The 23,835-nt window shown below is 61.7% G+C and carries 19 protein-coding genes; 7 read left to right on the top strand and 12 right to left on the bottom strand.

Going from position 1 to position 23,835, the window contains the following annotated elements; genetic code table 11:
- Positions 1 to 152: 152 nt before the first annotated feature.
- Both E4662_RS10905 and E4662_RS10900 read right to left on the bottom strand, forming a co-directional pair.
- Entirely contained in the window at positions 153 to 701 is a 549-nt protein-coding gene (locus tag E4662_RS10905; RefSeq protein WP_136441556.1) for an RSP_2648 family PIN domain-containing protein, read from the bottom strand.
- The gene (locus E4662_RS10900; protein ID WP_136441555.1) at positions 698 to 1,897 is read right to left on the bottom strand and encodes an RSP_2647 family RNA methyltransferase; all 1,200 of its coding nucleotides are present in this window, start codon (positions 1,895 to 1,897) and stop codon (positions 698 to 700) included. Before E4662_RS10900 ends, E4662_RS10905 begins: the two co-directional genes overlap by 4 nt.
- A gap of 135 nt (positions 1,898 to 2,032) precedes the next feature.
- On the opposite strand from E4662_RS10900, the gene edd reads away from it, so the two are divergent.
- Together edd and eda are read left to right on the top strand one after the other, a co-directional pair.
- Positions 2,033 to 3,838 (top strand): phosphogluconate dehydratase, encoded by a 1,806-nt coding sequence (gene edd / locus E4662_RS10895; protein WP_136441554.1) that lies wholly within the window; start codon positions 2,033 to 2,035, stop codon positions 3,836 to 3,838.
- Positions 3,839 to 3,898: 60 nt separating this feature from the next.
- Positions 3,899 to 4,543 (top strand): bifunctional 4-hydroxy-2-oxoglutarate aldolase/2-dehydro-3-deoxy-phosphogluconate aldolase, encoded by a 645-nt coding sequence (gene eda, locus E4662_RS10890; protein WP_136441553.1) that lies wholly within the window; start codon positions 3,899 to 3,901, stop codon positions 4,541 to 4,543.
- 45 nt (positions 4,544 to 4,588) lie between these two features.
- Here eda and mfd read toward each other — a convergent pair whose 3' ends face one another.
- Together mfd and E4662_RS10880 are read right to left on the bottom strand one after the other, a co-directional pair.
- Positions 4,589 to 8,059 (bottom strand): transcription-repair coupling factor, encoded by a 3,471-nt coding sequence (mfd, locus tag E4662_RS10885; protein WP_136441552.1) that lies wholly within the window; start codon positions 8,057 to 8,059, stop codon positions 4,589 to 4,591.
- Positions 8,060 to 8,107: 48 nt separating this feature from the next.
- Positions 8,108 to 8,632 (bottom strand): component of SufBCD complex, encoded by a 525-nt coding sequence (locus E4662_RS10880; RefSeq protein WP_136441551.1) that lies wholly within the window; start codon positions 8,630 to 8,632, stop codon positions 8,108 to 8,110.
- 110 nt (positions 8,633 to 8,742) lie between these two features.
- Here E4662_RS10880 and hemB point away from each other — a divergent pair, with 110 nt between their 5' ends.
- On the top strand, positions 8,743 to 9,741 hold the full coding sequence (gene hemB / locus E4662_RS10875; protein ID WP_136441550.1) for a porphobilinogen synthase: 999 nt from the start codon (positions 8,743 to 8,745) through the stop codon (positions 9,739 to 9,741).
- 132 nt (positions 9,742 to 9,873) lie between these two features.
- Positions 9,874 to 10,428: a lipid-binding SYLF domain-containing protein gene (locus E4662_RS10870; RefSeq protein WP_136441549.1), complete on the top strand. Its 555-nt coding sequence runs from the start codon at positions 9,874 to 9,876 to the stop codon at positions 10,426 to 10,428.
- Between the two features lie 97 nt (positions 10,429 to 10,525).
- Here the strand turns inward: E4662_RS10870 and E4662_RS10865 are convergent, their stop codons facing one another.
- Entirely contained in the window at positions 10,526 to 10,795 is a 270-nt protein-coding gene (locus E4662_RS10865; protein ID WP_136441548.1) for an usg protein, read from the bottom strand.
- Positions 10,796 to 10,986: 191 nt separating this feature from the next.
- Here E4662_RS10865 and gyrA point away from each other — a divergent pair, with 191 nt between their 5' ends.
- Both gyrA and E4662_RS10855 read left to right on the top strand, forming a co-directional pair.
- Entirely contained in the window at positions 10,987 to 13,728 is a 2,742-nt protein-coding gene (gyrA, locus tag E4662_RS10860; RefSeq protein WP_136441547.1) for a DNA gyrase subunit A, read from the top strand.
- Positions 13,729 to 13,778: 50 nt separating this feature from the next.
- On the top strand, positions 13,779 to 14,129 hold the full coding sequence (locus E4662_RS10855; RefSeq protein WP_136441546.1) for a DUF6614 family protein: 351 nt from the start codon (positions 13,779 to 13,781) through the stop codon (positions 14,127 to 14,129).
- A gap of 271 nt (positions 14,130 to 14,400) precedes the next feature.
- Here E4662_RS10855 and E4662_RS10850 read toward each other — a convergent pair whose 3' ends face one another.
- Positions 14,401 to 15,372 carry a DUF808 domain-containing protein gene (locus E4662_RS10850; protein ID WP_136441545.1) on the bottom strand — a complete coding sequence of 324 codons (972 nt, stop codon included), beginning with the start codon at positions 15,370 to 15,372 and terminating at the stop codon, positions 14,401 to 14,403.
- A gap of 273 nt (positions 15,373 to 15,645) precedes the next feature.
- Between E4662_RS10850 and gap the strand changes: the two genes are divergently transcribed.
- Positions 15,646 to 16,650, top strand: coding sequence for a type I glyceraldehyde-3-phosphate dehydrogenase (gap, locus tag E4662_RS10845; RefSeq protein WP_136441544.1), 1,005 nt, complete (start codon positions 15,646 to 15,648; stop codon positions 16,648 to 16,650).
- A gap of 218 nt (positions 16,651 to 16,868) precedes the next feature.
- Here the strand turns inward: gap and E4662_RS10840 are convergent, their stop codons facing one another.
- From E4662_RS10840 to E4662_RS10815, 6 genes are all read right to left on the bottom strand, one after another.
- Positions 16,869 to 18,203 carry a sigma-54-dependent transcriptional regulator gene (locus E4662_RS10840; RefSeq protein ID WP_136441543.1) on the bottom strand — a complete coding sequence of 445 codons (1,335 nt, stop codon included), beginning with the start codon at positions 18,201 to 18,203 and terminating at the stop codon, positions 16,869 to 16,871.
- A gap of 11 nt (positions 18,204 to 18,214) precedes the next feature.
- A complete protein-coding gene (locus tag E4662_RS10835; RefSeq protein WP_136441542.1) occupies positions 18,215 to 19,978 on the bottom strand; it encodes a sensor histidine kinase in 1,764 nt (587 codons plus the stop codon).
- Positions 19,979 to 20,015: 37 nt separating this feature from the next.
- A complete protein-coding gene (purQ, locus tag E4662_RS10830) occupies positions 20,016 to 20,681 on the bottom strand; it encodes a phosphoribosylformylglycinamidine synthase subunit PurQ (protein ID WP_136441541.1) in 666 nt (221 codons plus the stop codon).
- A 69-nt stretch (positions 20,682 to 20,750) separates the two neighbouring features.
- Positions 20,751 to 21,248, bottom strand: a complete 498-nt coding sequence (locus tag E4662_RS10825) for a hypothetical protein (RefSeq protein ID WP_168797955.1) — start codon at positions 21,246 to 21,248, stop codon at positions 20,751 to 20,753.
- A gap of 13 nt (positions 21,249 to 21,261) precedes the next feature.
- Positions 21,262 to 21,492: a phosphoribosylformylglycinamidine synthase subunit PurS gene (purS, locus tag E4662_RS10820; protein WP_136441539.1), complete on the bottom strand. Its 231-nt coding sequence runs from the start codon at positions 21,490 to 21,492 to the stop codon at positions 21,262 to 21,264.
- Between the two features lie 91 nt (positions 21,493 to 21,583).
- Positions 21,584 to 23,788 carry a right-handed parallel beta-helix repeat-containing protein gene (locus E4662_RS10815; RefSeq protein ID WP_136441538.1) on the bottom strand — a complete coding sequence of 735 codons (2,205 nt, stop codon included), beginning with the start codon at positions 23,786 to 23,788 and terminating at the stop codon, positions 21,584 to 21,586.
- Positions 23,789 to 23,835 lie beyond the last annotated feature (47 nt).

The raw sequence follows: 23,835 nt of genomic DNA, 5'->3' as shown, positions 1-23,835 counted from the left end.
GGGGGCTCCGCGCGTTAAGGTCCTTTCCGGGTAGCAGGCGAAAGGGAGGCGCGATAGCCGCGTTACAGCGAACTTGCGAAAGCGTGATGCGGCGTTAGAGACCCGCGAGACACCGCGCCGGACCCGATCCGGGGCCTCCCCGTGCGCCTGTCTCAGGTCAACCCGGCCAGCGCCTTGCCCAGACGCGGAAGCCGTGCCTTTTTCATCAGGGCGCGCATTTGCCAGTCTTCGCCGGAAAGTCGCCGCGCCTCATCCAGAACCTGTGCGCCAACGCGCTCAAGCGCCTCGGGAGAGGCTTGCAAGAGCCCGTGTAGGAACCCGTCCGGATCGGCACGGGCAACACCTTCTTCGGAGAGAATCTGCCCGGGAAAATCCTTGATATTCATGGTCACAAGCACGTCTGCCGAGCCGGCGATGGCGGCGGCCAGCACGTGGGTATCGGCAGGATCCGGCAGCCAGAGCCGATCTTCCAAAGACGGCTTCCACCGCACCGAAGCCTTCGGCCAAGCGCTTGAAGCAAGCGCAATCTCACCGCGCGCCTGCGCCTCGCCTTCGGGGCCGAGTTTGCGGGCAGCGCGCGCCCATTCTTCAAGGATCCGGTCGGACCAGAGCGGCTCGAACAGCCCTGCGCGGGCCGCCCCAAGCAGCATTTCGCGCATCACCGTGGGGTAGATCACGCAGGTGTCGAGCAGAACCTTCACAGTCGGAAGAACAGCGCCTTGAGATAGCCGCTTTCCGCCAGCTGTGGCAGCAGCGGATGGTCCGGTCCGGCCTGCCCGGTGTGAAGAAGCTGTGCGCGCCGCCCGGCCCGGCCAATGCCGCGCAGGCACGCCCCGGTGAAGGCGTTCAGATCGGCGGCATGGGAGCACGAGCAGAGCACCAGATAACCGTCTTCTGCCACCAGAGGCGCCGCAAGCCGCGCCACGCGTTCATAGGCGCGCAGGCCCTTGTCCAGGGCAGGTTTGTTGGGGGCAAAGGCGGGCGGGTCACAGATGACCACTTCGAATTGCGCGCCCTCGTCTTGCAGAGCCGTGAGCGTGTCAAAGGCATCGCCTTGCCGCGTCGTGAAACGGCTCTGCGCGCCCATACGCGCCGCGCCTTCCTCGGCCAGAGCCAAAGCCGGAGCCGAGCCATCAACGGACATCGCTTCGGACGCCCCGCCCGCCAGCGCCGCCAGGGCAAAGCCCCCCACATGGCTGAACACATCCAGTACGCGCGCGCCCTGCGACAGGCGCGCCGCGAAGCCGTGATTGTCCCGTTGGTCAAAGAACAGCCCGGTCTTTTGCCCGCCGGTCAGGTCCGCCATATACGTGGCCCCGTTCATCTCCACGGGCACAGGCGCATCGGGGGCTGTTCCCCGCAACACCACGTCTTCGTCGTCGAGCCCTTCAAGCGCCCTGCCCCGTCCGCCCGCGTTCTTCATCACGCAGGTGACACCGACAACGGCCATCAAAGCCTCGGTCAGATCCTCGAGCAGCACCTCTGCCCAGGCCGCGTTCGGCTGAACCACGGCCACATCGCCAAAGCGGTCAATGATCACACCGGGCAGCCCATCCGCCTCTGCATGAACAAGCCGGTAGTACGGCGCATCATAAAGACGCTCGCGCATCTCCAGAGCCTTGCGAAGCTTGGCCTCCAGCCATGTCCGGTCAATAATAGCGGCAGGATCCCGGTCCAGAATCCGCGCCACGATCTTGGACTTGGTATTGACCCCGACCAGCCCCAGCGGCGTGCGCTCATTGTCTTCGAGCCGCGCAATGGTGCCCGGCGTAATCGCGCGCGAGCGGCGGTCCATGACCAACTCGTTGTCAAACACCCAAGGCGCGCCGCGGCGGATCGCGCGTGCGTTGGCTTTGGGTTTCAGGCGAAGGACGGGAAGATTGGCTGGCTCACTCATGGCGGCGGCTTACCGCGCTTTTTCCGGCTTGGGAAGCAACAAAACCTTTTCACCCCCTTTACTGTTAGCGCTAACTGATTTAAGGCAGCGCCAGTGCCAGGCCATGGCGCACCGCGCGCCCGCAAGGAGACTGCAATGCCGCTGAACGATACCATTGCCCGGGTGACAACCCGCATCGAAGAGCGCTCAAAGCCGCTTCGCGACACCTATCTTGATCGCATGCGCCGCGCAGCCGAGGAAGGCCCGCGCCGCGCGCATCTCAGTTGTGGCAACCAGGCCCATGCTTATGCGGCCATGTCCGGGGATCAGGACGCTCTGGCCACGGGCAAGGCTCCGAACATCGGCATCGTCACCGCTTTCAATGACATGCTCTCGGCCCATCAGCCTTATGAACGTTATCCTGACCTGATCCGCGAAACAGCGCGTGCAGCTGGCGGCACAGCGCAGGTGGCGGGCGGCGTTCCGGCCATGTGTGACGGGGTCACGCAAGGTCAGGTTGGCATGGAACTGTCGCTGTTTTCGCGCGATGTCATTGCTCTTGCCGCCGGGGTGGCGCTTTCGCACAACGTCTTTGACAGCGCGCTGTATCTGGGTGTCTGCGACAAGATCGTGCCGGGTCTGATCATCGGGGCCGCCACCTTTGGCTATATCCCCGGCATCTTCCTGCCTGCGGGCCCCATGCCCTCCGGCCTGCCCAACGACGAGAAGGCCAAGGTGCGCCAGCAGTTCGCCACCGGCGAAGTGGGCCGCGAGGCCTTGATGAAGGCCGAGATGGCCTCTTACCACGCCCCCGGAACCTGCACATTCTACGGCACCGCCAACACCAACCAGATGCTCATGGAGTTCATGGGGCTGCACCTGCCCGGCGCGTCATTCGTGAACCCGAACACGCCTTTGCGCGATGCTTTGACCGTCGCCGGGGCGAAACGCGCGCTTGAGATCACCAATCTCGGCAACGATTACCGCCCGGTCTCGGAAATCCTGAACGCCAAGGCCTTTGTCAACGGCATGGTCGGCCTGATGGCCACAGGCGGCTCGACCAACCTCGTGCTGCACCTGCCAGCCATGGCCCGCGCCGCCGGGATCGTTCTGGAGCTTGAAGACTTCGACGACATCTCCAATGCCACGCCGCTGATGGCCAAGGTCTATCCAAACGGGCTGGCAGATGTGAACCACTTCCACGCGGCAGGCGGTCTGCAGTTCATGATCTCCGAACTGCTCGACAACGGCCTGCTGCACGAAGACGTCAGCACCGTCATGGGCGATGGCCTCTCCCACTACCGGCAAGAGCCGCGCCTCTCCGAAGGCCGCGCAACTTGGGTTGACGGGCCGCGCGTGACGGAAAATGACCGTATCCTGCGCCCTGCCACCGAGCCGTTTCAGGCCACGGGCGGTCTCAAGCAGCTGATCGGAAACGTCGGTCATGGCATGATGAAGGTCTCGGCCGTCGCCCCGGAACGCCACATCATTGAAGCCCCGGCGCGCATTTTTTACGATCAGGAAAGCGTCAAAACCGCCTTTCGGAACGGAGAATTCACCTCTGACACCGTTGTCGTTGTCCGCTTCCAAGGACCAAGCAGCAACGGGATGCCGGAACTGCACGGGCTGACACCGACCCTCGCGGTGCTGCAGGATCGTGGCCTCAAGGTGGCCTTAGTCACCGATGGCCGCATGTCCGGCGCCTCCGGCAAAGTGCCCGCCGCCATTCACATCGCACCGGAGGCAAGCAAGGGAGGCCCGCTGGCGAGACTCAAAGACGGCGACATCCTGCGTGTGGACGCGGTGAACGGCAAAATCGACTGCCTTGCAGAAGATTTCGAAAACCGCACCGCTGTCACAGCCGACCTGACCGACAATGGTCACGGTGTCGGGCGCGAACTATTCGCCGCCTTCCGCGAAAACGTCGGCCTGTCGTCGAACGGCGCGGCCGTAGTGGTTTGACCGCGTCTTCTTCTCTGTAAAAATATCCAAATCGACCGCCTGACACACAAGGACAGCGCCATGATCACGCCCGCCGAAGCCTCCCAGAAATCCGAACAGCTCTGCCGCCTCGCACCGGTGATCCCGGTTCTCGTGGTCGATGACGCGGCGCACGCCCGCCCGCTGGCCGAAGCGCTGGTGGCTGGAGGCCTGCCTGTTCTGGAAGTGACCCTGCGCACCCCGGCGGCGCTCGACGTGATCTCGGAAATGGCCAAGGTCGAAGGCGGCGTTGTTGGCGCGGGCACCCTGCTGACCCCTGCGGATGTGGCAAAGGCCGTCGCGGCAGGCGCGAAGTTCGGCGTCTCCCCGGGCGCGACGGATACGATCCTGGGCGCCTGCGAAGAAGCCGACCTGCCACTCCTGCCCGGCGCGGCGACCTCCTCCGAGGTCATGCGTCTGCTGGAGCGCGGCTACACGGTGCAGAAATTCTTCCCGGCAGAAGCCAACGGCGGCGCAAAGGCGCTTGGAGCCATCGGCGCGCCGATCCCGCAGGTACGGTTTTGCCCCACGGGTGGCGTCTCGCCGAAGAATGTCGGCGATTACCTGTCGCTTTCCAATGTGCTCTGCTGTGGCGGCAGCTGGGTCGCACCGAAGGATCTTGTGACCAAAGGGGACTGGAAAGCAATCGAAGAGCTGGCGGCAGAAGCTGCCGCATTGCCGCGCTGATCCCGCAAGCGAAACCGCCCCGGCCCTGAGCCGGGGCCTCAACGCTCAGCTCTTTTCCTTCCGCTTCTTGATCGTCCCAGCCGCTTCCGCCAGATCGCGGGCGATGGCAAAGGCGCCCTGTATCTTGTCCTTGTCGGACTTCCAGTTGCGCCGCACCACGATCTTGTTGTCCTTGACCTTGGCCAGTTCCTTCTGCGCCCGGATAAACTCCACCAGCCCTTCGGGACGCGGGAATTTATCGTTATGGAACTGGATTGTCGCGCCTTTCGGCCCGCCGTCCAGTTTGGCGATATGAGCGCGGCGGCACATGGCCTTGATCCGCACCACCAGAAGCAGCGTGTTCACCTCACGCGGCAGCTTGCCAAAGCGGTCAATGAGTTCAGCTGCGAAGCCTTCCAGCTCCACCTTCGTCGACAAGCCGGACAGCCGCCTGTAGAGGCCCAGCCGCACATCAAGGTCCGGCACGTAATCCTCTGGAATCAAAACAGGAACGCCAAGGTTGATTTGTGGTGCCCACTGGTCGTCCGCTTCCGAGAGCCCTTCCATCTGTCCGGAGCGGATCTTGGCAATCGCCTCTTCGAGCATGGATTGATACAGTTCGTACCCGACATCGCGCATCTGCCCGGACTGCTCTTCACCCAGAAGGTTCCCCGCCCCGCGAATATCGAGATCCTGGCTGGCAAGGTTGAACCCGGCTCCCAGCGTGTCGAGACTGCCCAGAACGCGCAGGCGCTTTTGCGCCGTATCGGTCAGCTTGGCGCGGGGCTTGGTGGTCAAATAGGCATAAGCCCTTGTTTTCGAACGACCCACGCGGCCGCGGATCTGATAAAGCTGGCTGAGGCCAAACATGTCCGCGCGGTGCACAACCATGGTGTTGGCCGTGGGAATATCGAGACCGGATTCGACAATCGTTGTCGCCAGCAGCACGTCATATTTGCCGTCGTAAAAGGCGTTCATCCGGTCATCAAGCTCGCCCGCCGCCATCTGGCCATGAGCAACCACGTAGGACACCTCCGGCACTTGCTCGCGTAGAAACTCTTCGATTTCAGGCAGATCTGCGATACGCGGCACGACATAAAAGGATTGCCCGCCACGATAGTGTTCGCGCAGCAAAGCTTCGCGGATGGTCACAGGGTCAAACTCGCTGACGTAAGTGCGAATGGCGAGGCGGTCCACCGGGGGCGTGCCGATGATCGAAAGGTCCCGCACCCCGGTCAACGACAGTTGCAAAGTGCGCGGAATCGGCGTGGCCGTCAGGGTCAGCACGTGAATGTCCGAGCGCAGCTGTTTCAGCCGCTCTTTGTGCTGCACCCCGAAGTGTTGCTCTTCGTCGATGATCAGCAGGCCAAGGTTGTTGAAGCGAATGCCCTTGGCCAGAAGCGCGTGCGTGCCGACAGCGATGTCGACGGTTCCCTTGGAAATCCCTTCACGTGTCAGATTGCCCTGTTTCGTGCCGACAAAGCGCGAAAGTGGGGCAACCTGTACAGGAAAGCCCCGAAATCTTTCCGCAAACGACTTGTAATGCTGGCGGGCGAGCAATGTCGTCGGCGCAATGACAGCCACCTGAACGCCGCTCATGGCCGCAACAAAAGCCGCGCGCATGGCCACTTCAGTTTTGCCAAAGCCCACGTCGCCGCAGATCAGGCGGTCCATCGGCTGACCCGAATGCATGTCGTCCATGACGTCGCCAATGGCCGAAAGCTGATCGTCGGTTTCCTGATACGGGAACCGCGCCGCAAAACTCTCAAACGCGCCGGGCGGCGGGTCCATGACCGGGGCTTTGCGCAAGGCGCGTTCGGCGGCGATGCGGATAAGCTTGTCCGCCATCTCGCGGATGCGCTCTTTGAGCTTGGCTTTCTTGGCCTGCCAAGCACCGCCGCCAAGCCGGTCCAGCAGCCCCTCTTCATGACCGTATTTCGACAGCAGCTCGATGTTCTCGACCGGCAGGTAAAGCTTTGAACTTTCGGCATATTCCAGAAGAAGGCATTCGTGCGCCGCGCCCGCCGCCGTGATCACCTCCATGCCCTGATAGCGCCCGATGCCGTGGTCCACATGCACCACCAGATCGCCGGGGCTGAGGCTTTGGTGTTCAGTGAGGAAATTCTCGGCGCGGCGCTTTTTCTTGGGTTGCCGGATCAGGCGATCCCCGAGCACGTCCTGCTCGGAAATGACTGTCAAACGCCCATCTTCACGCGGCGCTTCAAACCCCGCCTCCAAGGCCCAGATCGCCAGATGCAGACCGCGTTTGCCGATGCGACCCCCGTCCTTGATCGGGATGGCTTCCGCCAGACCTTCGTCCTCGATCAGCCCCGAAAGCCGCTCGCGCGCGCCTTCCGAATAGGAGGCGATGACCACCGGCCCTTCCTGCATCTTTGCTTTAACATGTGCGGCCAAAGCGCCGAAAAGGCTGATATTTTCCTGCTGCCGTTCCGGCGAGAAAGACCGCCCGATACGGCCGCCTGCATCCACAACCCCAGGCCCGCTGGCCTGCGGCAAAGGGTGGAACTGCACGGCGCGCCGATCCCCAAGTGCCGCGAGCCAGGCGGCATCATCAAGATACAACTGATCCGGCGGGATCGGTTTGTAGACGCTGCTGCCCATGGTCTTTTTCTGCGCCATGGCGAGACGGCGAGTCTCATATTGGTCGGCGATGCTCTCCCACCGCGCAAGCCGCGCCGGGGTGAGTTGATCGTCCATGACCACGGGCGCGTTCGGCAGGTAGTCAAACAGCGTTTCCAACTTGGCATGGAAAAACGGCAGCCAGTGCTCGATCCCCTGGTGTTTTCGCCCGGCGCTGACCGCCTCATAGAGCGGATCGTCCGTGCCTGCTGCGCCAAATTCGATGCGATAGTTTTGACGGAACCGCGTGATGGCGGCGTCGTCGAGGATAACCTCGGAGACCGGGGCCAGCTCGATCACGTCGAGCGTTTCGGTGGTGCGCTGGCTGGCCGGATCAAAGCGCCGCGCGCCATCGAGAATGTCGCCAAAGAAATCAAGCCGAACAGGCCCGCCATGGCCCGGCGGGAAGATGTCAATGATCCCGCCGCGAATGGCGTAATCCCCCGGTTCCATCACAGTGGGCGCTTGGGAAAAACCCATACGGACAAGGAAGTTACGCAGCGCCTCTTCATCCACACGCTCGCCCACGCGGGCCGAAAACGCCGCTTCTCGCAGAACGCTGCGGGCGGGCAAAAATTGCCCCACAGCGGAAAGCGTGGTCAGCAGGATATACTGCCCCGGCATCCCGTGCACGAGCCCCGCCAAGGTCGCCATGCGGGCGGCGGAGATGTCGGCATTCGGAGAGACGCGATCATAGGGCAGACAGTCCCAGGCCGGGAAGCTGAGCACCGGCACATCGGGCGCAAAGAAAGCCAAGGCATCGCGCATGGCCGCCAGCCGTTTGTCATCGCGCGCCACATGGATGACCGGCCCTCCGGCCTTCTCCATTTCGCGAAGCAAGAGCGTTGCGTCAAAGCCCTCGGGGGCGCCGCCGATGGTGATGCTGTTCTGTGCCATGTCGCCTGACATGGCCCGCGCGCCGGGCGGCGTCAATGGCCGAATGGGTCAGTGCAGAACGTGCGCCGACAGGTTTTGATACATCCCCCAGAGCGCCGTGAAGAAAATCGACAACATGCCGATGAACTGCGTGATGGTGCGGTGAATGCGCAGACGCCGCCAGAGCGCCTCGCCCTGCCCTTCACCGGCCTGAATCTTGCGCGAGGAGTGCAGGCTGAGCAGGCCGACCATGCTCATGGGAAAGGCCAAGAGAAACACCGCCTGCGCAAATTCGATGTCGTACCCGATCCCCAGCACCACAAGCCCGGTCAGCAAGGCAGACCCGATGGCCGTGATCCACAGACCGGCCTCTTCTGCGATAAAAATCAGACGGTTGGTGTTGATGCGCACGAGATCTTCGAGATCCTGTTCCGCCTGACCGCCGTTGCGGCGCGCACGGGCGACCATGTCGAATGGCACCCCCAGAACCCAATGCGACGCAGAGGACCAGACCACCGCCAGCACGATCCAGAACCACAGGTTCGAAAAGGAGCGCATGTCGATCAGTTCGAAAACGGTGCTGTACCAGTCCAAGCGTCTTGTCTTTCTGCTTTGGCCGCGGGTCGCGAAAATGCGCCTCGCGGGTCTTGTCGGAGCGGCTTTTCCATGCCACCCAAAGAGCGCGTTTACAAGGACCAAGCCCCATGAAGCCGACAATTGCCGCTTTTCCTGCCACACGCCTGCGCCGCACACGCCGCACGCCCGCTATTCGCGCGCTGGTGCAGGAGACCACGTTGTCCCCGGCTGACTTCATCTGGCCGGTGTTTGTGCGCGACGGGATCGGGATGGTCGAGCCGATCCACTCCATGCCCGGCGTCAACCGGCTGTCGGTGGACAAGGTGGTGGAGGCCGCAAAGGACGCTTTTGCCCTCGGCATCCCGGCAATCTGCCTGTTTCCCTACACCGATCCGTCTTTGAAAACAGAGGATTGCGCCGAGGCTTGGAACCCGGAGAATCTTTCGAACCGCGCCACGCGGGCGATCAAGGCCGCTGTGCCGGAGATGGCGATCATGACCGATGTGGCGCTCGATCCGTATAACATCAACGGCCATGATGGCTTTGTCGAGAATGGCGAGATCGTCAATGACCGCACGGTCGAAGCCCTTGTCAAGCAGGCGCTGTCGCAGGCCGATGCTGGCGCGGACATCATAGGGCCGTCCGATATGATGGATGGGCGCATCGGCGCGCTGCGTGCCGGACTGGAAGGCGCCGGCCATCAGAACGTCATGCTTTTGAGCTATGCCGCGAAATACGCCAGCGCGTTTTATGGCCCGTTTCGGGACGCCGTGGGCGCGTCCGGCGCGCTCAAAGGCGACAAGAAGACCTATCAGCAGGATCCGGGCAATTCGGACGAGGCCATGCGGCTCATTCACCGGGATCTGACCGAAGGCGCGGATATGGTCATGGTCAAACCCGGCATGCCTTATCTGGACATCTGCCGCCGCGCCAAGGAAATGTTCGGCGCGCCGACCTTTGCCTATCAGGTTTCTGGCGAATACGCGATGCTGGCGGGCGCGGGCGAGCGCGGCTGGGTCGACGCTGAGAAGGTCATGCTCGAAAGCCTGATGAGTTTCAAACGCGCGGGCTGCGACGGCGTGTTGACCTATTTCGCCCCGGCAGCGGCGAAATTGCTGAACGGCTAACCCCCATGCGCAGCAACATCCCGCCCACGCCGCATTCTCAAGCGTGACAGGGCTGCGGCAACCGCCTATACTCTACGTCAACCGGCGAGACAGCCGGACCTGAGGCCATGCAACACAACAACGAGCAGTGAGATGACACTTTCCAGACGCAACACCCTTTTGGGGCTTGGCGCCCTGCCCCTCGTGGCGGCCTGCGGCAATGGTATTGGCGGGCGTGGCCCGGCGACCATTGATGCGCGGGTTGATACCACGCTGAGCCAGCTTTACGCGGATTATCCCGCCACCCGCAATCTCGCGGCGAAATCCACCGGCATTCTGGTGATGCCGCTGGTCACCGAGGCCGGGTTCGGCTTTGGCGGCGGGTACGGTCGCGGCGCGCTGCGCGTCGGCGGCGCAACAGTGGATTATTACTCGGTCGCAAAGGCCTCGGGCGGTTTGCAGATCGGTGGCCAGCAGTACAGCCACGTGCTGTTCTTTATGACCGAGGCGGCGCTTGAAACCTTCCGCCGCTCGCCGGGCTATGCCGCCGGGGCCAATATCGAATACGCAACGCCCGCGCAGGGTGAAACGCTGGCCGCAGAGACGACCACGTCGCTCGCGCCGGTGATTGCCGTGATCTTTGGCCAGTCCGGCCTGCATCTTGGTGCCACGCTGGAAGGCGTGAAATACACCCGGATCATTCCCTGAACCAAACGGCCTGAGGGGCGCTGCCCCTCTTGCCCCTTCGGGCCAATTCACCCTGAGGTATTTCGGGCCCAAAGAAACCGGCGCGCCGGATCAATGATCAGTGGTACCGAAATTCGCCCACCACGTTGCGCCATTCGCCCGGTGAGATCATCTTGCGGTGGGTGAAGCGGATCGAATGTAACGGACCTTCGATTTCATCCTGCCAGAACTCGATGAACTTGAACAAGCGCGGATGGTCCGGTGCCAGATCATACTCCTGCCAGACAAATGTATTCAGAACATGGGTGTAATCGGGCATGTGGTAGAACACCTCTGCCGTGGTCAGCCCGTATCCCTTGAGCATCAGTTCCGTTTCGCTTTCCTTCATGGGTCTGCCTCTTTTGCTGCTCTGAAACCATGGTGCCGGGCAAATCTTTACTTTTCAATAAAAACAGTGTGTTAGCAGAGCGCGGCCCCGGCTGCCAAAGGCCCGGATACCAGCGCCATTGCACCCTACAACTTGTCTGGGGTATAAGGTCCCACAACAAGATATAGACCCCAGAACAGCAGGTCCCACTCGTGAGCGACACGCCCGAAACCCCTGAAAACGAAGAAGAAAATCGCCCCGCCTACAGTGGGCCTTCGATCTCGATCGAAAACGAGATGAAGAACAGCTATCTCGATTACGCCATGAGCGTGATCGTGAGCCGTGCGATTCCCGATCTGCGCGACGGGTTAAAACCTGTGCATCGACGCATCCTTTATACGCTGTGGGAGAACGGCCAGACCCGCGCCAAACCCTATCGCAAATGCGCGACGGCGGTGGGCGATGTCATGGGCCGCTACCACCCGCACGGGGACGGCGCGGTCTATGATGCTCTGGTGCGGATGGCACAGGATTTCTCTATGAGCCTGCCGCTGATCGACGGTCAGGGGAACTTTGGCTCCATGGATGGCGATCCGCCCGCCGCCTATCGTTACACCGAAAGCCGCCTGCAAAAGGTGGCCGAGGCGCTGCTTGAGGACATCGACAAGGAAACCGTCGATTTCGTGCCGAATTATGCCAACGAGCGCATGGAGCCGACGGTCCTGCCCGCGCGCTATCCCAACGTTCTCGTCAACGGGGCCGAGGGTATCGCCGTCGGTATGGCAACGCGCATCCCGCCGCATAACCTTGGCGAGGTGATCGACGCGACACTGGCTCTGATGGAGAACCCGGATCTGTCGTCCGAAGATCTGATCGAGTACATCCCTGCCCCGGATTTCCCCACGGGCGGTGTGATCCTTGGCCGCTCTGGTGCGCGCAAGGCGTATCTTGAGGGCCGCGGCTCTGTGATCATCCGCGCCAAGACGCGCATCGAGGAAATCCGCAAGGACCGCTACGCGATCATCATCGACGAGATCCCCTATCAGGTGAACAAGTCCACGATGATCGAGCGCATCGCCGAGGCGGCGCGTGACAAGAAGATCGAAGGCATCGCCCACGTTCAGGACGAATCCGACCGCGACGGCGTGCGCGTCGTGATCGAACTGAAGCGCGATGCGACGGCAGAGGTGGTGTTGAACCAGCTCTACCGCTTTACGCCGATGCAGACCTCCTTTGGCTGCAACATGCTGGCGCTCAACGGCGGCAAGCCGGAGCAACTGACGCTGCGCGGGTTCCTGTCGGCCTTTATCGATTTCCGCGAAGACGTTGTGGCGCGGCGCACGGCTTATCTGCTGCGCAAAGCGCGCGAGCGCTCACATATCCTCTGTGGTCTGGCCGTGGCGGTTGCGAATGTCGACGAGGTGGTTCAGACCATCCGCGCCTCTGCCGATGCGGCCGAGGCCCGCGAAAAACTGATGGCGCGCCGCTGGCCCGCCGAGGAAATCCTGCCCTACATCGCGCTGATCGACGATCCGACTCATAAAGCGAACGACGACGGCACCTATAACCTCAGTGAAACACAAGCCCGCGCGATCCTTGAGTTGCGTCTGCAGCGTCTCACGCAGCTTGGCGTCAAAGAGGTCACCGACGAGCTTGAAGAACTGGCGTCCAAGATCAAGGACTACCTTGATATCCTGTCCAGCCGTGAGCGGATCATGGCGATCATCACCAATGAGATGACGGAAATCCGCGAAAACTACGCCGTCCCGCGCCGCACCCAGATTGTCGAATGGGCCGGCGATATGGATGACGAGGACCTGATCGAACGCGAAGACATGGTCGTGACCGTCACCGCAGAGGGCTACATCAAACGCACCGCTCTGGCCGATTTCCGCGCGCAGAAGCGTGGCGGCAAAGGGCTGTCGGGCGGCGCGATGAAGAACGACGATGTGGTGACGAACCTATTCGTCGCCAACACGCACACGCAGCTGCTGTTCTTCACCACCGATGGCATGGCCTACAAGCTCAAGACATGGCGTCTGCCGCAGGGCGGGCGCACATCCAAGGGCAAGGCGATTGTCAACATCCTGCCGATCCCGCAGGGCGTGTCGATTGCCGCCATCATGCCTGTGGACCGGGACGAAAAAGAGTGGGACGATCTACAGATTGTCTTTGCCACCTCCAAGGGGTCTGTCCGGCGCAACCGTCTGTCTGATTTCACCAATGTGAAGTCAAACGGCAAGATCGCCATGAAGTTCGAAGGCGAGGACGAGAATACCCGCCTGATCAACGCCCGCATCTGCTCCGAAGACGATGACGTGATGCTGGTGACCAACTCCGGCCGTGCCATTCGTTTCCCGGTGCCGGATGTGCGCATCTTCAACTCGCGCAACTCGACCGGTGTGCGCGGTGTGCGGCTGGCCGAAGGGGCGGAGGTTGTCTCGATGTCGATCATCCGCCACTTCGACGCGGAAAGCGACGAGCGTGCGTCGTACCTCAAGATGCGCCGCCTGATGGCCGGTGTGACAGAGGATGAGGCCAGCGACGAAGACGGCGATGCGGATGCGCCTTTGGCGCAGGAACGCTATGCGGAGATGTCGGCGGCAGAGAATCTGATCCTGACGATCACCGCCAAAGGCCTCGGCAAGCTGTCCTCCAGCCATGATTATCCTGTGCGCGGACGCGGCGGCCAGGGTGTCACCGCGTGGGAGAAATCCATGCGCGGCGGCGATATCGTTGCCTCCTTCCCGGTCGAAATGGACGATCAGATCATGCTCGCCACCTCCACCGGGCAATCGATCCGCTGCCCCGTTGACGGCATCTCCTTCCGCTCCCGCAGCGCGGGCGGCGTGAAAGTGTTCAACACCGGCAAAGGCGAAGAGGTTGTCTCGGTGGCCTGGATCGCCGAACAGAGCGAAGAAGACGACGGCGGCGAAAGCCCGGCCGAAGAATAAGCTCAAATTAACCTCGGGCCTTCATAACCCTCGCGGAATGGAGGCCCGCGATGAATCTCTACACCTGCTCGATCGATCTGCGGAATGATGGGGTTGCCCTCAAATTTGCCAAGGCTCTTGATGACTGGATGGGACATCTGAAGTCCAAGGGCGTTATCCTCGATTGGCAGTTATACCGACGCAAACTGAACCTCGCGTCAGACAGTCACCGGGATTTTCTGCTGCAGATCGCCGTTGAGGATCTGTCGATGCTCGATCAGGCCTTTTTCACCCTGGGTGCCCAGGACGAAGACGTGGACAAGCTTTACCGCGCCGTTCACGATCTGATCCTGAATGCCGATTTCGGCCTCTACCGGCCGTTCCCGGACCCTGAGCGGGCGGAACGCATGGCGCTTTTGTGAGGTTTTGGCCGTGAGCGGTCATTGGGTGCACCGTCCCGGATTTGATCCGGGACCTCGTGACTGAAGAACAAGCCGCGCCATCGACGGGCCGTGGTACGGCGATGCTGCCTCTGATCCCCTCGGTTTATCCCTGTAGCTGGCGCGCTAGACCAGTGTGGCACGATACGACAACCCAATCGCCGTGCCGCAGGGACGGCCCGTCGATGGCGCGGCGGCCTGCGGCCTTGATTCCGCGCTTGGGTGCAAGAAACAACCGCTTCAGGCCAAACCCTCAATGCGCCCCGGCATCCTTCTTGCCACCAAACAAGGCGGACCAGATCGGCGCCACGACCTTGACCCCAACCGGGATCAGCAAAAGCCCCCAAAGCAACCCGAGAACAAAATCAATGGCTGCCGTGATCACCCACTCCATGAAAGGCTGGCCACCGCCGTAGTCCACGGCCAGATGATGAATGTATTCTTCCAGCGCCGGGTAGCCCATCTGCGCCAGCGAATGCACGATGATCGAGCCACCAACCCAGAGCATCGCCGCCGTACCAACCACCATCAAGGCTTTCAGGAGCCACGGCATGAACTTGACGATCCCCCGTCCCAAGGACCGGATCAGAGCAAGTCCGGCCGACTGGCTCAGCCACAGGCCCACATCGTCCATCTTCACGATAATCGCCACCGCGCCATAGACCGCAAAGGTGATCATCACACCAACAACGGCCAGGGTCGCCCCTTGCATCCAGATGTTGGTGCTTTCAATCACAGAAAGCGAAATCGTCATGATTTCCGCTGAGAGAATGAAGTCCGTCTTGATCGCACCTTGAATTTTCTCTTCTTCAAGGTGCATCGGATCGCCAATGTCATGGCTCCCATCCGGCCCGCCGGAGTGGTCATCATGCGGCAGGACCACATGCGCAATCTTCTCCGCCCCTTCGAAACACAGGTAACTGCCGCCAAGGATCAGGAGCGGCGGAACCATCCAGGGCGCAAATGTCGCCAAAAGCAGCGCAGCGGGCAGCAGAATGACCAGCTTGTTGAACAGCGAGCCCCGCGCAATGCGCCAGATGATTGGCAATTCCCGTGCCGGTTCAAAGCCTTGCACGTATTTCGGTGTTACGGCGGCGTCATCGATCAGCACACCTGCGGTTTTGGTGCCGGCTTTGGCCGCCGCCGTTGCGATATCGTCCACAGAGGCCGCCGCAACCTTGGCGATCCCCGCAACATCATCCAATAGCGCCAAAAGACCGCTCATGCTCTTAACTCCCGTAACCCGTGCTGCGCACTCTATCCGCCTTTGCGGCGGGTGCAAGACACCCCAAAAGTCCTGATAGCGCCTGACTGATTCCCCCGCTTCATTGTTACAGCCTCGCGCGTTAACGCAAACGTCGGAAACAGTTAGCGCAACCACGGCGGAAAGCTGCAGGTTTACCGCTAACACACTGTCGTGAAACACTAATTTACTTTGCACAGGCAGCATGCCCCCCTATACCGCACGGTAACGAACGTATTGATCGGAGACACGCGCATGACCGTCACGGTAGGTATCAACGGATTTGGCCGCATCGGCCGCTGCACCCTCGCCCATATCGCGGAGAGCGCGCGCAATGATGTGCAGGTCGTCAGGATCAACGCCCCCGGCCCCCTCGAGACCCACGCCCACCTGCTGCGCTACGACAGCGTGCATGGCCGTTTCCCCGGCGAGGTGCGCGTCACCGACAACACCATGGACCTCGGCCGTGGCCCGATCGACGTGATGTCTTCCTACGAGATGAACGAGCTTGACTGGGGCGGCTGCGATGTCGTTCTCGAATGCACCGGCAAGTTCAACGACGGTGAGAAAGCCAAGGGCCACATGTCGCGCGGCGCCAAATCAGTGCTGATCTCCGCACCGGCCAAGAACGTTCAGAAAACCATCGTCTACGGCGTCAACCATCGTGACCTTGTTGCTGGCGACACTGTGATTTCCAATGGGTCCTGCACCACCAACTGCCTTGCGCCGCTGGCGAAGGTACTGGACGAAGCCATCGGCATCGAAAGCGGGATCATGACCACGATCCACAGCTACACCGGCGACCAGCCGACGCTGGACCGCCGCCACAAGGATCTTTACCGCGCCCGCGCCGCCGCCATGGCGATGATCCCGACCTCCACCGGTGCGGCAAAAGCGCTGGGTGAAGTCCTGCCGAACCTCAAGGGCAAACTCGACGGCACCGCCATGCGCGTGCCGACACCTAACGTCTCCGCCGTGGACCTGACATTCTACGCGGGCAAAGACGTCACTGTTGAGAACGTGAACGAAGTGGTTGCAGAGGCCGCTGCCGGTCACATGGGCATGGTTCTGGGCTATGATGCAGAGCCCAAGGTTTCCATCGACTTCAACCACACCACGGAATCGTCCATCTTCGCCCCGGACCAGACCAAGGTCACGGGCAAACGCCTCGTCCGGGTTCTGGCATGGTATGACAATGAATGGGGTTTCTCGGCGCGCATGGCCGATGTTGCGGGCGCCATGGGTCGCCTGCTGCACTAACCCTGCACCAGATTGCTGTTACACGGTGCCCGGCCTATGGCCGGGCGCTTTGTTTTTTGGGTAAGGGGCGTTGCCCCTCTGGCCTGCAGCCATTCACCCCAGGATATTTGCGGCACAAAGAAACTGGGGGCTCATAGCCTTGTTTCTTTGTGCTCAAAATATCCCGGGGAGTCCGAGGGGCTGGCCCCTCGGTCCCGCAGGTGAACATACGCGCTGGCTCAGAGGTAATCTGCGCGCTGCAAACCGTATTTGGCCATTTTCTCGTTCAACGTCCGGCGCGGCAGACAAAGCTCTTCCATGACTTGTGCAATCGAGCCTTTGTGACGGCGCATCGTGTTGTCAATCAACATGCGTTCAAAGGCTTCGACATATTCCTTCAGGGGTTTGCCTTCGGTCGTCATGACCGGTTGCATTTGATCATGATCGCTCATCAGAAGTGAAGCGATGGTGCCCTGCCCGCGCCGCGATTGCAGCACCGCGCGTTCGGCGAGGTTGATCAACTGGCGCACATTCCCCGGCCAGGGCGCTTGCAAAAGTTGCGCCGCTTCCTGGGCGGACACCTTGGGCGCATCGCAGCCGTATTCGTCGGCGAATTGTTCAGACAAGCGGGTAAAGAGCGTCAGGATGTCTTCGCCGCGGGCACGCAGCGGCGGGACGGTGATTTTCAGCGCAGCGAGACGGTAGAAGAGGTCCGGCCGCATGGCGCTTTCGCAGGTGCGCCCTTCATCCTGCAGGTTGCAGATCGCGACCACGCGGGTTTCCGGTGGGTTGCCCTGTTCATCAAGGAGCGAGAGCAGACGGGCCTGCGCCGCGTCGCTGAGCGACTCGATGTCTTCAAGCACCAATGTGCCGCCCCGCGCTTCCTCGATCGCTGGCAGGCGGCTTTCTTCAGGCTGCATCGGGCCAAAGAGCCGGTGCATCAGGGCGTCTTCATCGAGGGCAGAGCAGCTGACCAAAACGAATTTCTTGCCGGCCCGCGCGCCAACCGCATGCAGAGCATGGGCGACAAGGGTTTTACCGGTGCCGGTTTCACCTTCGATCAGGACGTGGCCATCAGCCTGCCCGAGATCGAGGATGTCTTCGCGCAGACGCTCCATCACCGGAGACGCGCCGATCAGCTTGCGCATGATCTGTTCGCCCCCGGCCAGTTCCCGGCGCAGCGCGCGGTTGTCGAGGGTCAGACGGCGCGCGTTGGTCGCTTTCTTCGCCAGTTCCGACATGCGGTCCGGATTGAACGGTTTCTCAAGGAAGTCGAAGGCACCGATGCGCATGGCCTCCACTGCCATCGGCACATCACCGTGGCCTGTGATCATGATGACCGGCAGCGCGGAATCCGCGCCCATCAGCTTTTTCAGGAACTGGATGCCATCCATGCCCGGCATCTTGATGTCCGAGATCACGATGCCCGGATAGTCGCCGCCAAGGCTGCCCAGAGCCTCTTCGGCGCTGGCAAAGGTTTCGGTGTCATAGCCCGAGAGCGCCAGCCATTGGCTGATCGATTGGCGCATGTCCTTTTCATCATCGACGATGGCGATTTTCATGGCTGTGGACATATGATTTTTCCTTATTCCGCTGCCTCGGAGCTCTCATTGAGCACCGGCAGTTGCATTTCAAAAACCGCACCGCCGCGTTCGGAGTTGCGGGCGGTCAGGCGGCCGCCGAGGTCAGCCACGATCCCCGAAGAGATCGCGAGGCCCAGACCAACGCCGTCGCCCGGTTGTTTGGTGGTGTAGAAAGGCTCGAACAGCGATTCCAGATCCTCGATCCCGTGGCCATTGTCGCGCACGGACAGCGTTGCCGTTTCCCCGGCGGCGAGAATGATCTCGACCTGCGGGTCATCTACGGATTTGGTGGCGTCGAGCGCGTTGCGCAAGAGGTTGACCAGAACCTGCTCGATCCGCATCCGGTCACCCATGACGCGCACCGCATCATCCGGCAGGATGCGGGAGATCTTGACGCGGCGGGATTTGAGCTGCGGCTCCATCATGGAAAGCGATGAGGCAAGCGCTTCGGCCATATCGACGGGGCTCAAGGCCTCCTGCCCTTTGCGGGCGTAGGATTTGAGTTGGCGGGTGATTGCGCCCATGCGTTCGATCAGATCGTCAATGCGGTGGAAGGCAGAGAGCGCCTCTTCGGGACGGTTGCGGCGAAGCAGAAGGCGCGCGCCTGCAAGATATGTCTTCATCGCCGCGAGCGGTTGGTTCAACTCGTGGCTCACAGCCGCCGACATCTCGCCCAAGGCAGCCAGTTTCGAGGACTGCGCGAGCGACTGTTCAGCGACCGCGAGGTTCTCCTGCACCCGCTCACGCTCGGCCATTTCTGCCTGCAATCGGGCGTTCAGGGCACGAAGTTCGGCACTTTCACGCTGAAACAGCGCCATCCGCACAGCGGTTTTCCGGGACAGGGAGTAGAAGGCAAGTGCGGCCAAAATGGCAAAGCCCATGATCTCCAGCGCCAGAACTGCGTTCACCTTTTCGCGGACGGAGGCATAGGTGGTGAAGGTTGTCAGCGTCCAGCCGCGGAACGGGATCCGCCCGTCGATGCGCATCACCGCCTCACCCGAGAGATAAGCGTCCGGCTCGTCGCTGGTCCAATCCGAGGTTGCCCGGATCGCGCGTTCAATGGCGTTTTCCGCCGGTTGCCGCTCCAGCGCTTCGGGTGTTGTCAGCCCGCGCCAGCGCGGTTCGGTGGCCAGAATGATGCGCCCGTCGCTGTCCGTCACCATGACCGCGTCGGAAATTCCGGCCCAGGCGCGCTCGAACTTGGCGAGATCCACTTCAACCACGATGACGCCAATTGCCTGGTTCTGGCTCTCGACGCGGCGTGAATAGGTGAAGCGAAAGCCACCCGCTTCGCGTTCGATCACGGTAAACACAGTGGTCGAGGAACGCAGCGGGTCGACGAAATACGCAAGGCTCTTGTGCGTCTCGCCCAGCCGGTTGCGATCCGTGGCGGCAACAGTCCGCCCGTCCGCATCCAGCAGCATCAGGGAGGCCGCGCCGATCTCATCCACAAATGAGATAAGGCGTTGAGAACTCTGGGTATAATCCTGAGCGTTCAGGGCCCCGATCAGCGCGGCATCGCGCGCCAGAAGCTGCGGCACAATCGCGTTGCGGCGCAGCTCGGAAATCAGGTTCCCGGAGTATAGCGCAAGCCGGAGTTCCGCGCGGTTGCGCGTGGTTTCGGTAAAGCGATCCGTGAGCAGTGTGTTGGTGACCCAGATCGTCGCAAATGCCGCGACCGCAAGACCAAGCAACGCCGCGCGCACCCGCCATGACAGCGGGCCGGAGCGGCGGGTTCTGGAAAGCGGGGTGCGACGTCGGACCATGGCAGGGAGGATACGCCCCTGCCCGCCGCGCCTCAAGTCAGGCGTCGCTAAGCACTTCTGTCAAATGAGCGAAAAGGCGCGCACCATCTTCGTTACCATGAGCGGATTCCGCCGCCCGTTCCGGGTGCGGCATCATCCCGAGCACACGGCGGTTCGACGACAGAATACCCGCGATGTCGCGCGCTGAGCCGTTCGGGTTGTCGGTGTAGCGGAAGGCGACGCGGTTCTCACCTTCGAGCGCGTCGAGCGTGGCCTCATCCGCGAAATAGTTGCCGTCATGGTGGGCAATCGGAACGCCGATCTCATCGCCAAGGCCATAGCCCTTGGTAAAGACGCTCTCGGTGGTCTCCACCTTCAGCCCTACGGTGCGGCAAATGTACTTCAGGTTTGCATTGCGAAGCAGCGCACCGGGCAGGATGCCGGTTTCTGTCAGCACCTGAAAGCCGTTGCAGACGCCAAAGGCATAGCCGCCGCGTTCGGTGTGAGCGACGACTTCGCGGCAGATCGGGGATTGAGCCGCAATCGCACCGCAGCGCAGGTAGTCGCCAAAGGAAAAGCCGCCCGGGATACCGACGATGTCAACTTTCGGAAGGCTGGTGTCCTTGTGCCAGACCATCTCTACGCCGAGGCCCGCCTGTTCAAAGGCGCGCTTGAGATCGCGGTCACAGTTGGAACCGGGAAAGACGATGACGGCAGCTTTCATGGATCACCTTTTAGAGGTTTGGGCTTTGAGGATGCTGCTACAGGCTTGCCCCGCCCGGCGCAAGACCGCTCAGGCCCGCAGGCCCCGCGCTTTCCAGCGCCAAAGCAGCAAAGACAGAAGAAGCGATGGCAAAACCAGCAGAAACCCGAGCTTCAGCACAATCCAGCCCGCCGTGTAGTTGTGCGGCCCCGGCACCATCACATCCCGATCCTGATTTGGGAAAATGACGATTTCATGGGTGCTGCCAACCTCAAGGTTGAGCGACGGGTCCGACATGTTCGACGAGCCTCCTGTCTCGCGCCCATCCGGCTGGGTGTAGCGGAACACGGGCGCGTAGACATGGGTGGCATCGGACAGGAAAGTGGGGATGTTGGTTTCCCACTCATAAACCCGCTCAACCGTGCCCGTGACCCGAACGCCTTGGCTCAGGGTCCAGTTCTGCAACAGCAGTTCCACAACCCCGCCCCCGATCATGCAGACCGGCAAAACCCAGACCAGCACCCAGACGCGCCAGCTGATGTCGCGGCTGCCGTCCCGATTGGTGCGCATGAGAAAGGGTTTTGCCATGGGTCTCCTGCGGTCAGGAAAGCTCGATCGTGTAGCTTTCGATAACCGTGTTGGCGAGCAGCTTTTCGCACATCTCCTTTACGGTCGCTTCGGTGGTGCCGTCGGCGAGATCGAGCTCGATCACCTTGCCCTGGCGGACGCCGGACACGCCGTCAAATCCCAGAGCGCCAAGCGCGTGGCGCACGGCCTCACCCTGCGGATCAAGAACCCCGTTCTTCAGCATCACATGTACCCGAGCCTTCATCTCGCCGTCCTTTTCCAAAGCCGGACGATCCCGCCCGGCGCGTTGATGTTCTGGGATCGGGTGAAACCCTGACGCGGCGGAAAATGCAACCCTATTCCTTGTTCCCACGGCGGCTGAGACGCCCGGCCTTGCCATCAATCAGGAAAGCCCCGTCCGGATTGCCGGTCAGATCGTTGTTTTCATAGGTGCCTGCGCCGCCCTCCAGCACTTCGATGGCATAGTAACCGCTGCGGCTGATGCGGTTGCCGCGAAAGATCGGGGCTGCGCCGTCCTGCACCACCACGCCGGAATAAGCGTTGCGGAAGATGTCATTGTTTTCCACCACGCCGCGCGCGCCGCCCTGAAAGAACAGTCCGCCCTGTTTGCCGTCGCGGATGGTGTTGCCCTTGATCCATGGATCGGCCCCGCCGCGCACTTCGATCCCGGCATAGGTGTTGCCGTAGATCGTATTGCCTTCGATCCGGGCCAGAGCCTTACCGTCGACAAGAATCCCGCCTTCACCGCCATCGCGAACCACGTTGCCTTTGATCACCGGGTTATCAGATCCGTTTAGCGAAATCCCGACCAGACGATTGCCGTAAATGATATTGTCGCTGATCGTTCCACGCCCACCTTCGTTGACATAGAGGCCCTGCCCCGCCCCGTCCCGGAAGGTGTTGCCGGTCACCAGCGCTTCGCCGCGATCCCGCAGTTCAAGCCCGGCGAAAGTGTTGCCGTAAAAGACGTTGTCCCGAACGGTGCCTTTGCCATCATCAAAGATGAACACGCCGCCTTCGGCACTGTCGTGGATTTCATTGCCGCGCACCATAGCGTCGACATTGGTGCGCAAAACAACGGCAGAAAGACCTTTGGAAGAGATGTCATTGCCTTCGATCGTGGCAGACCCGGCCTTGATATCAACGCCAAAGTACTTGCCGCCCAATTGCCGAATGGTCAGGTTGCGGATCACCCCTTTGTCCGCCTCCCAGGCGATGACATTGTCACCCTCCACTTCCAATATGATGTCGGCCCGATTGCCAACGCCGACCAGTTCAACAGGCCGCGTGATATCAAGCCCTTCGTTGTACCGGCCCGGCATGATCTCGATGGTTGCCCCATCCTTGGCCGCTGAAATGGCCCGCGCCAGCGTGCGGTAGTCGCCGCTGCCATCCGCCGCGACGCGGATTGCGCCACTAGCCTGTGACGGTGCCACGGGCACGGCAACCGGCTTTGCCGCGGGGGCCGCGGGGGCTGCAGCCGTATCGGTGCACTGCCGTTTCATCATCGCCTTGGCCATGAGCGCGAAGGTATGGCGCTCACATTGCGCGAGATAGGCTTCGAATCCACCGCAGCCGAGCTGTTTCGCCTCGGTCCAGAGGGTGTTGCAGGCCTCCGCCTCGGGCAAAACCGCAACTTTCGGCGTGGGCGCCACCGGGGCAACAGGTTTTGCGGGCGGCGCAGCCGGGACCGGAACCGTGCCTGCCGCGGCTTTGAGAACCCGGCTCTGCGCGAGAATCCGGGTCATGGGGATCGCCATGTTATAACCCGTGCGGTTGTCGCCCGCGTGGTGCAGGCCAATCACCCGCTTGTCGCTGATGCGAATGACCGGCGAGCCGGAGTTGCCGCCAAGCGTGTCACAGCTGTGGACCAGTTTGCCCTCCTGCGAGATTGCCGGCGCGGCGGCCGCGCAGCCTTCCCGCGAGATGTGCTGAGACTGACCCTGCGGATGGCCGATGATCCACAAGAACTCCGCGTCCTCCGGATCCGCCGCCGCCAGTTCCATCCTGCCGAACTTAGCCGACGGGTTTCCGAAGACCCGCAGAACCGTGTAATCCAGCGCCCGGTTCGTTTCGACAATCTGCGGCGAGACCGTAAAGCGCGTCGCCCCTTCGCTGCGACCCGGCTTGATATAGCCCGCCACAAACTGTGCCGCCTGCACATTGCTGTCCGCTCCGGTTGGGTCACCATCCATGCCCGGGATGCAGTGGTGATTGGTTACGATATGCTTGTCATCGACGATAAATGCGGTGCAAAAACCCGTCTGGCCATTGGCGTAAAGCGTATCGAGCCGGCCAATCGGACGCCCGAGCCGGACGGCGGGAGAGGTCTCGCCATATTCGATGATCGGCTCGTTCTGGTAATCCCCGAAAGCCTGTTCAAGCGTAAAGCCGCCGGGGGTACCCGCGGCCTGGCGTGGCTGAATAACAATGTTTCCAAAGTCTTCAGGGTCAAACTCCGCCGGGGCCTGGGCTAGGCTCGCGGCGGCAAAACAGGTCAAAACACTTAACATGGACAGATTGAAAAGCGGGCGGCGCATGGTCGTGTCCCCAATCGGATGGCGTGGAATACCGCCAGCCTAGCCCG

Origin of the sequence: Pacificoceanicola onchidii (assembly GCF_004804335.1) — a bacterium.
Taxonomy (GTDB): domain Bacteria; phylum Pseudomonadota; class Alphaproteobacteria; order Rhodobacterales; family Rhodobacteraceae; genus Pacificoceanicola; species Pacificoceanicola onchidii.
The sequence above is the reverse complement of the archived record's forward strand: the minus strand, read 5'-3'. Positions and strand labels throughout refer to the sequence as shown.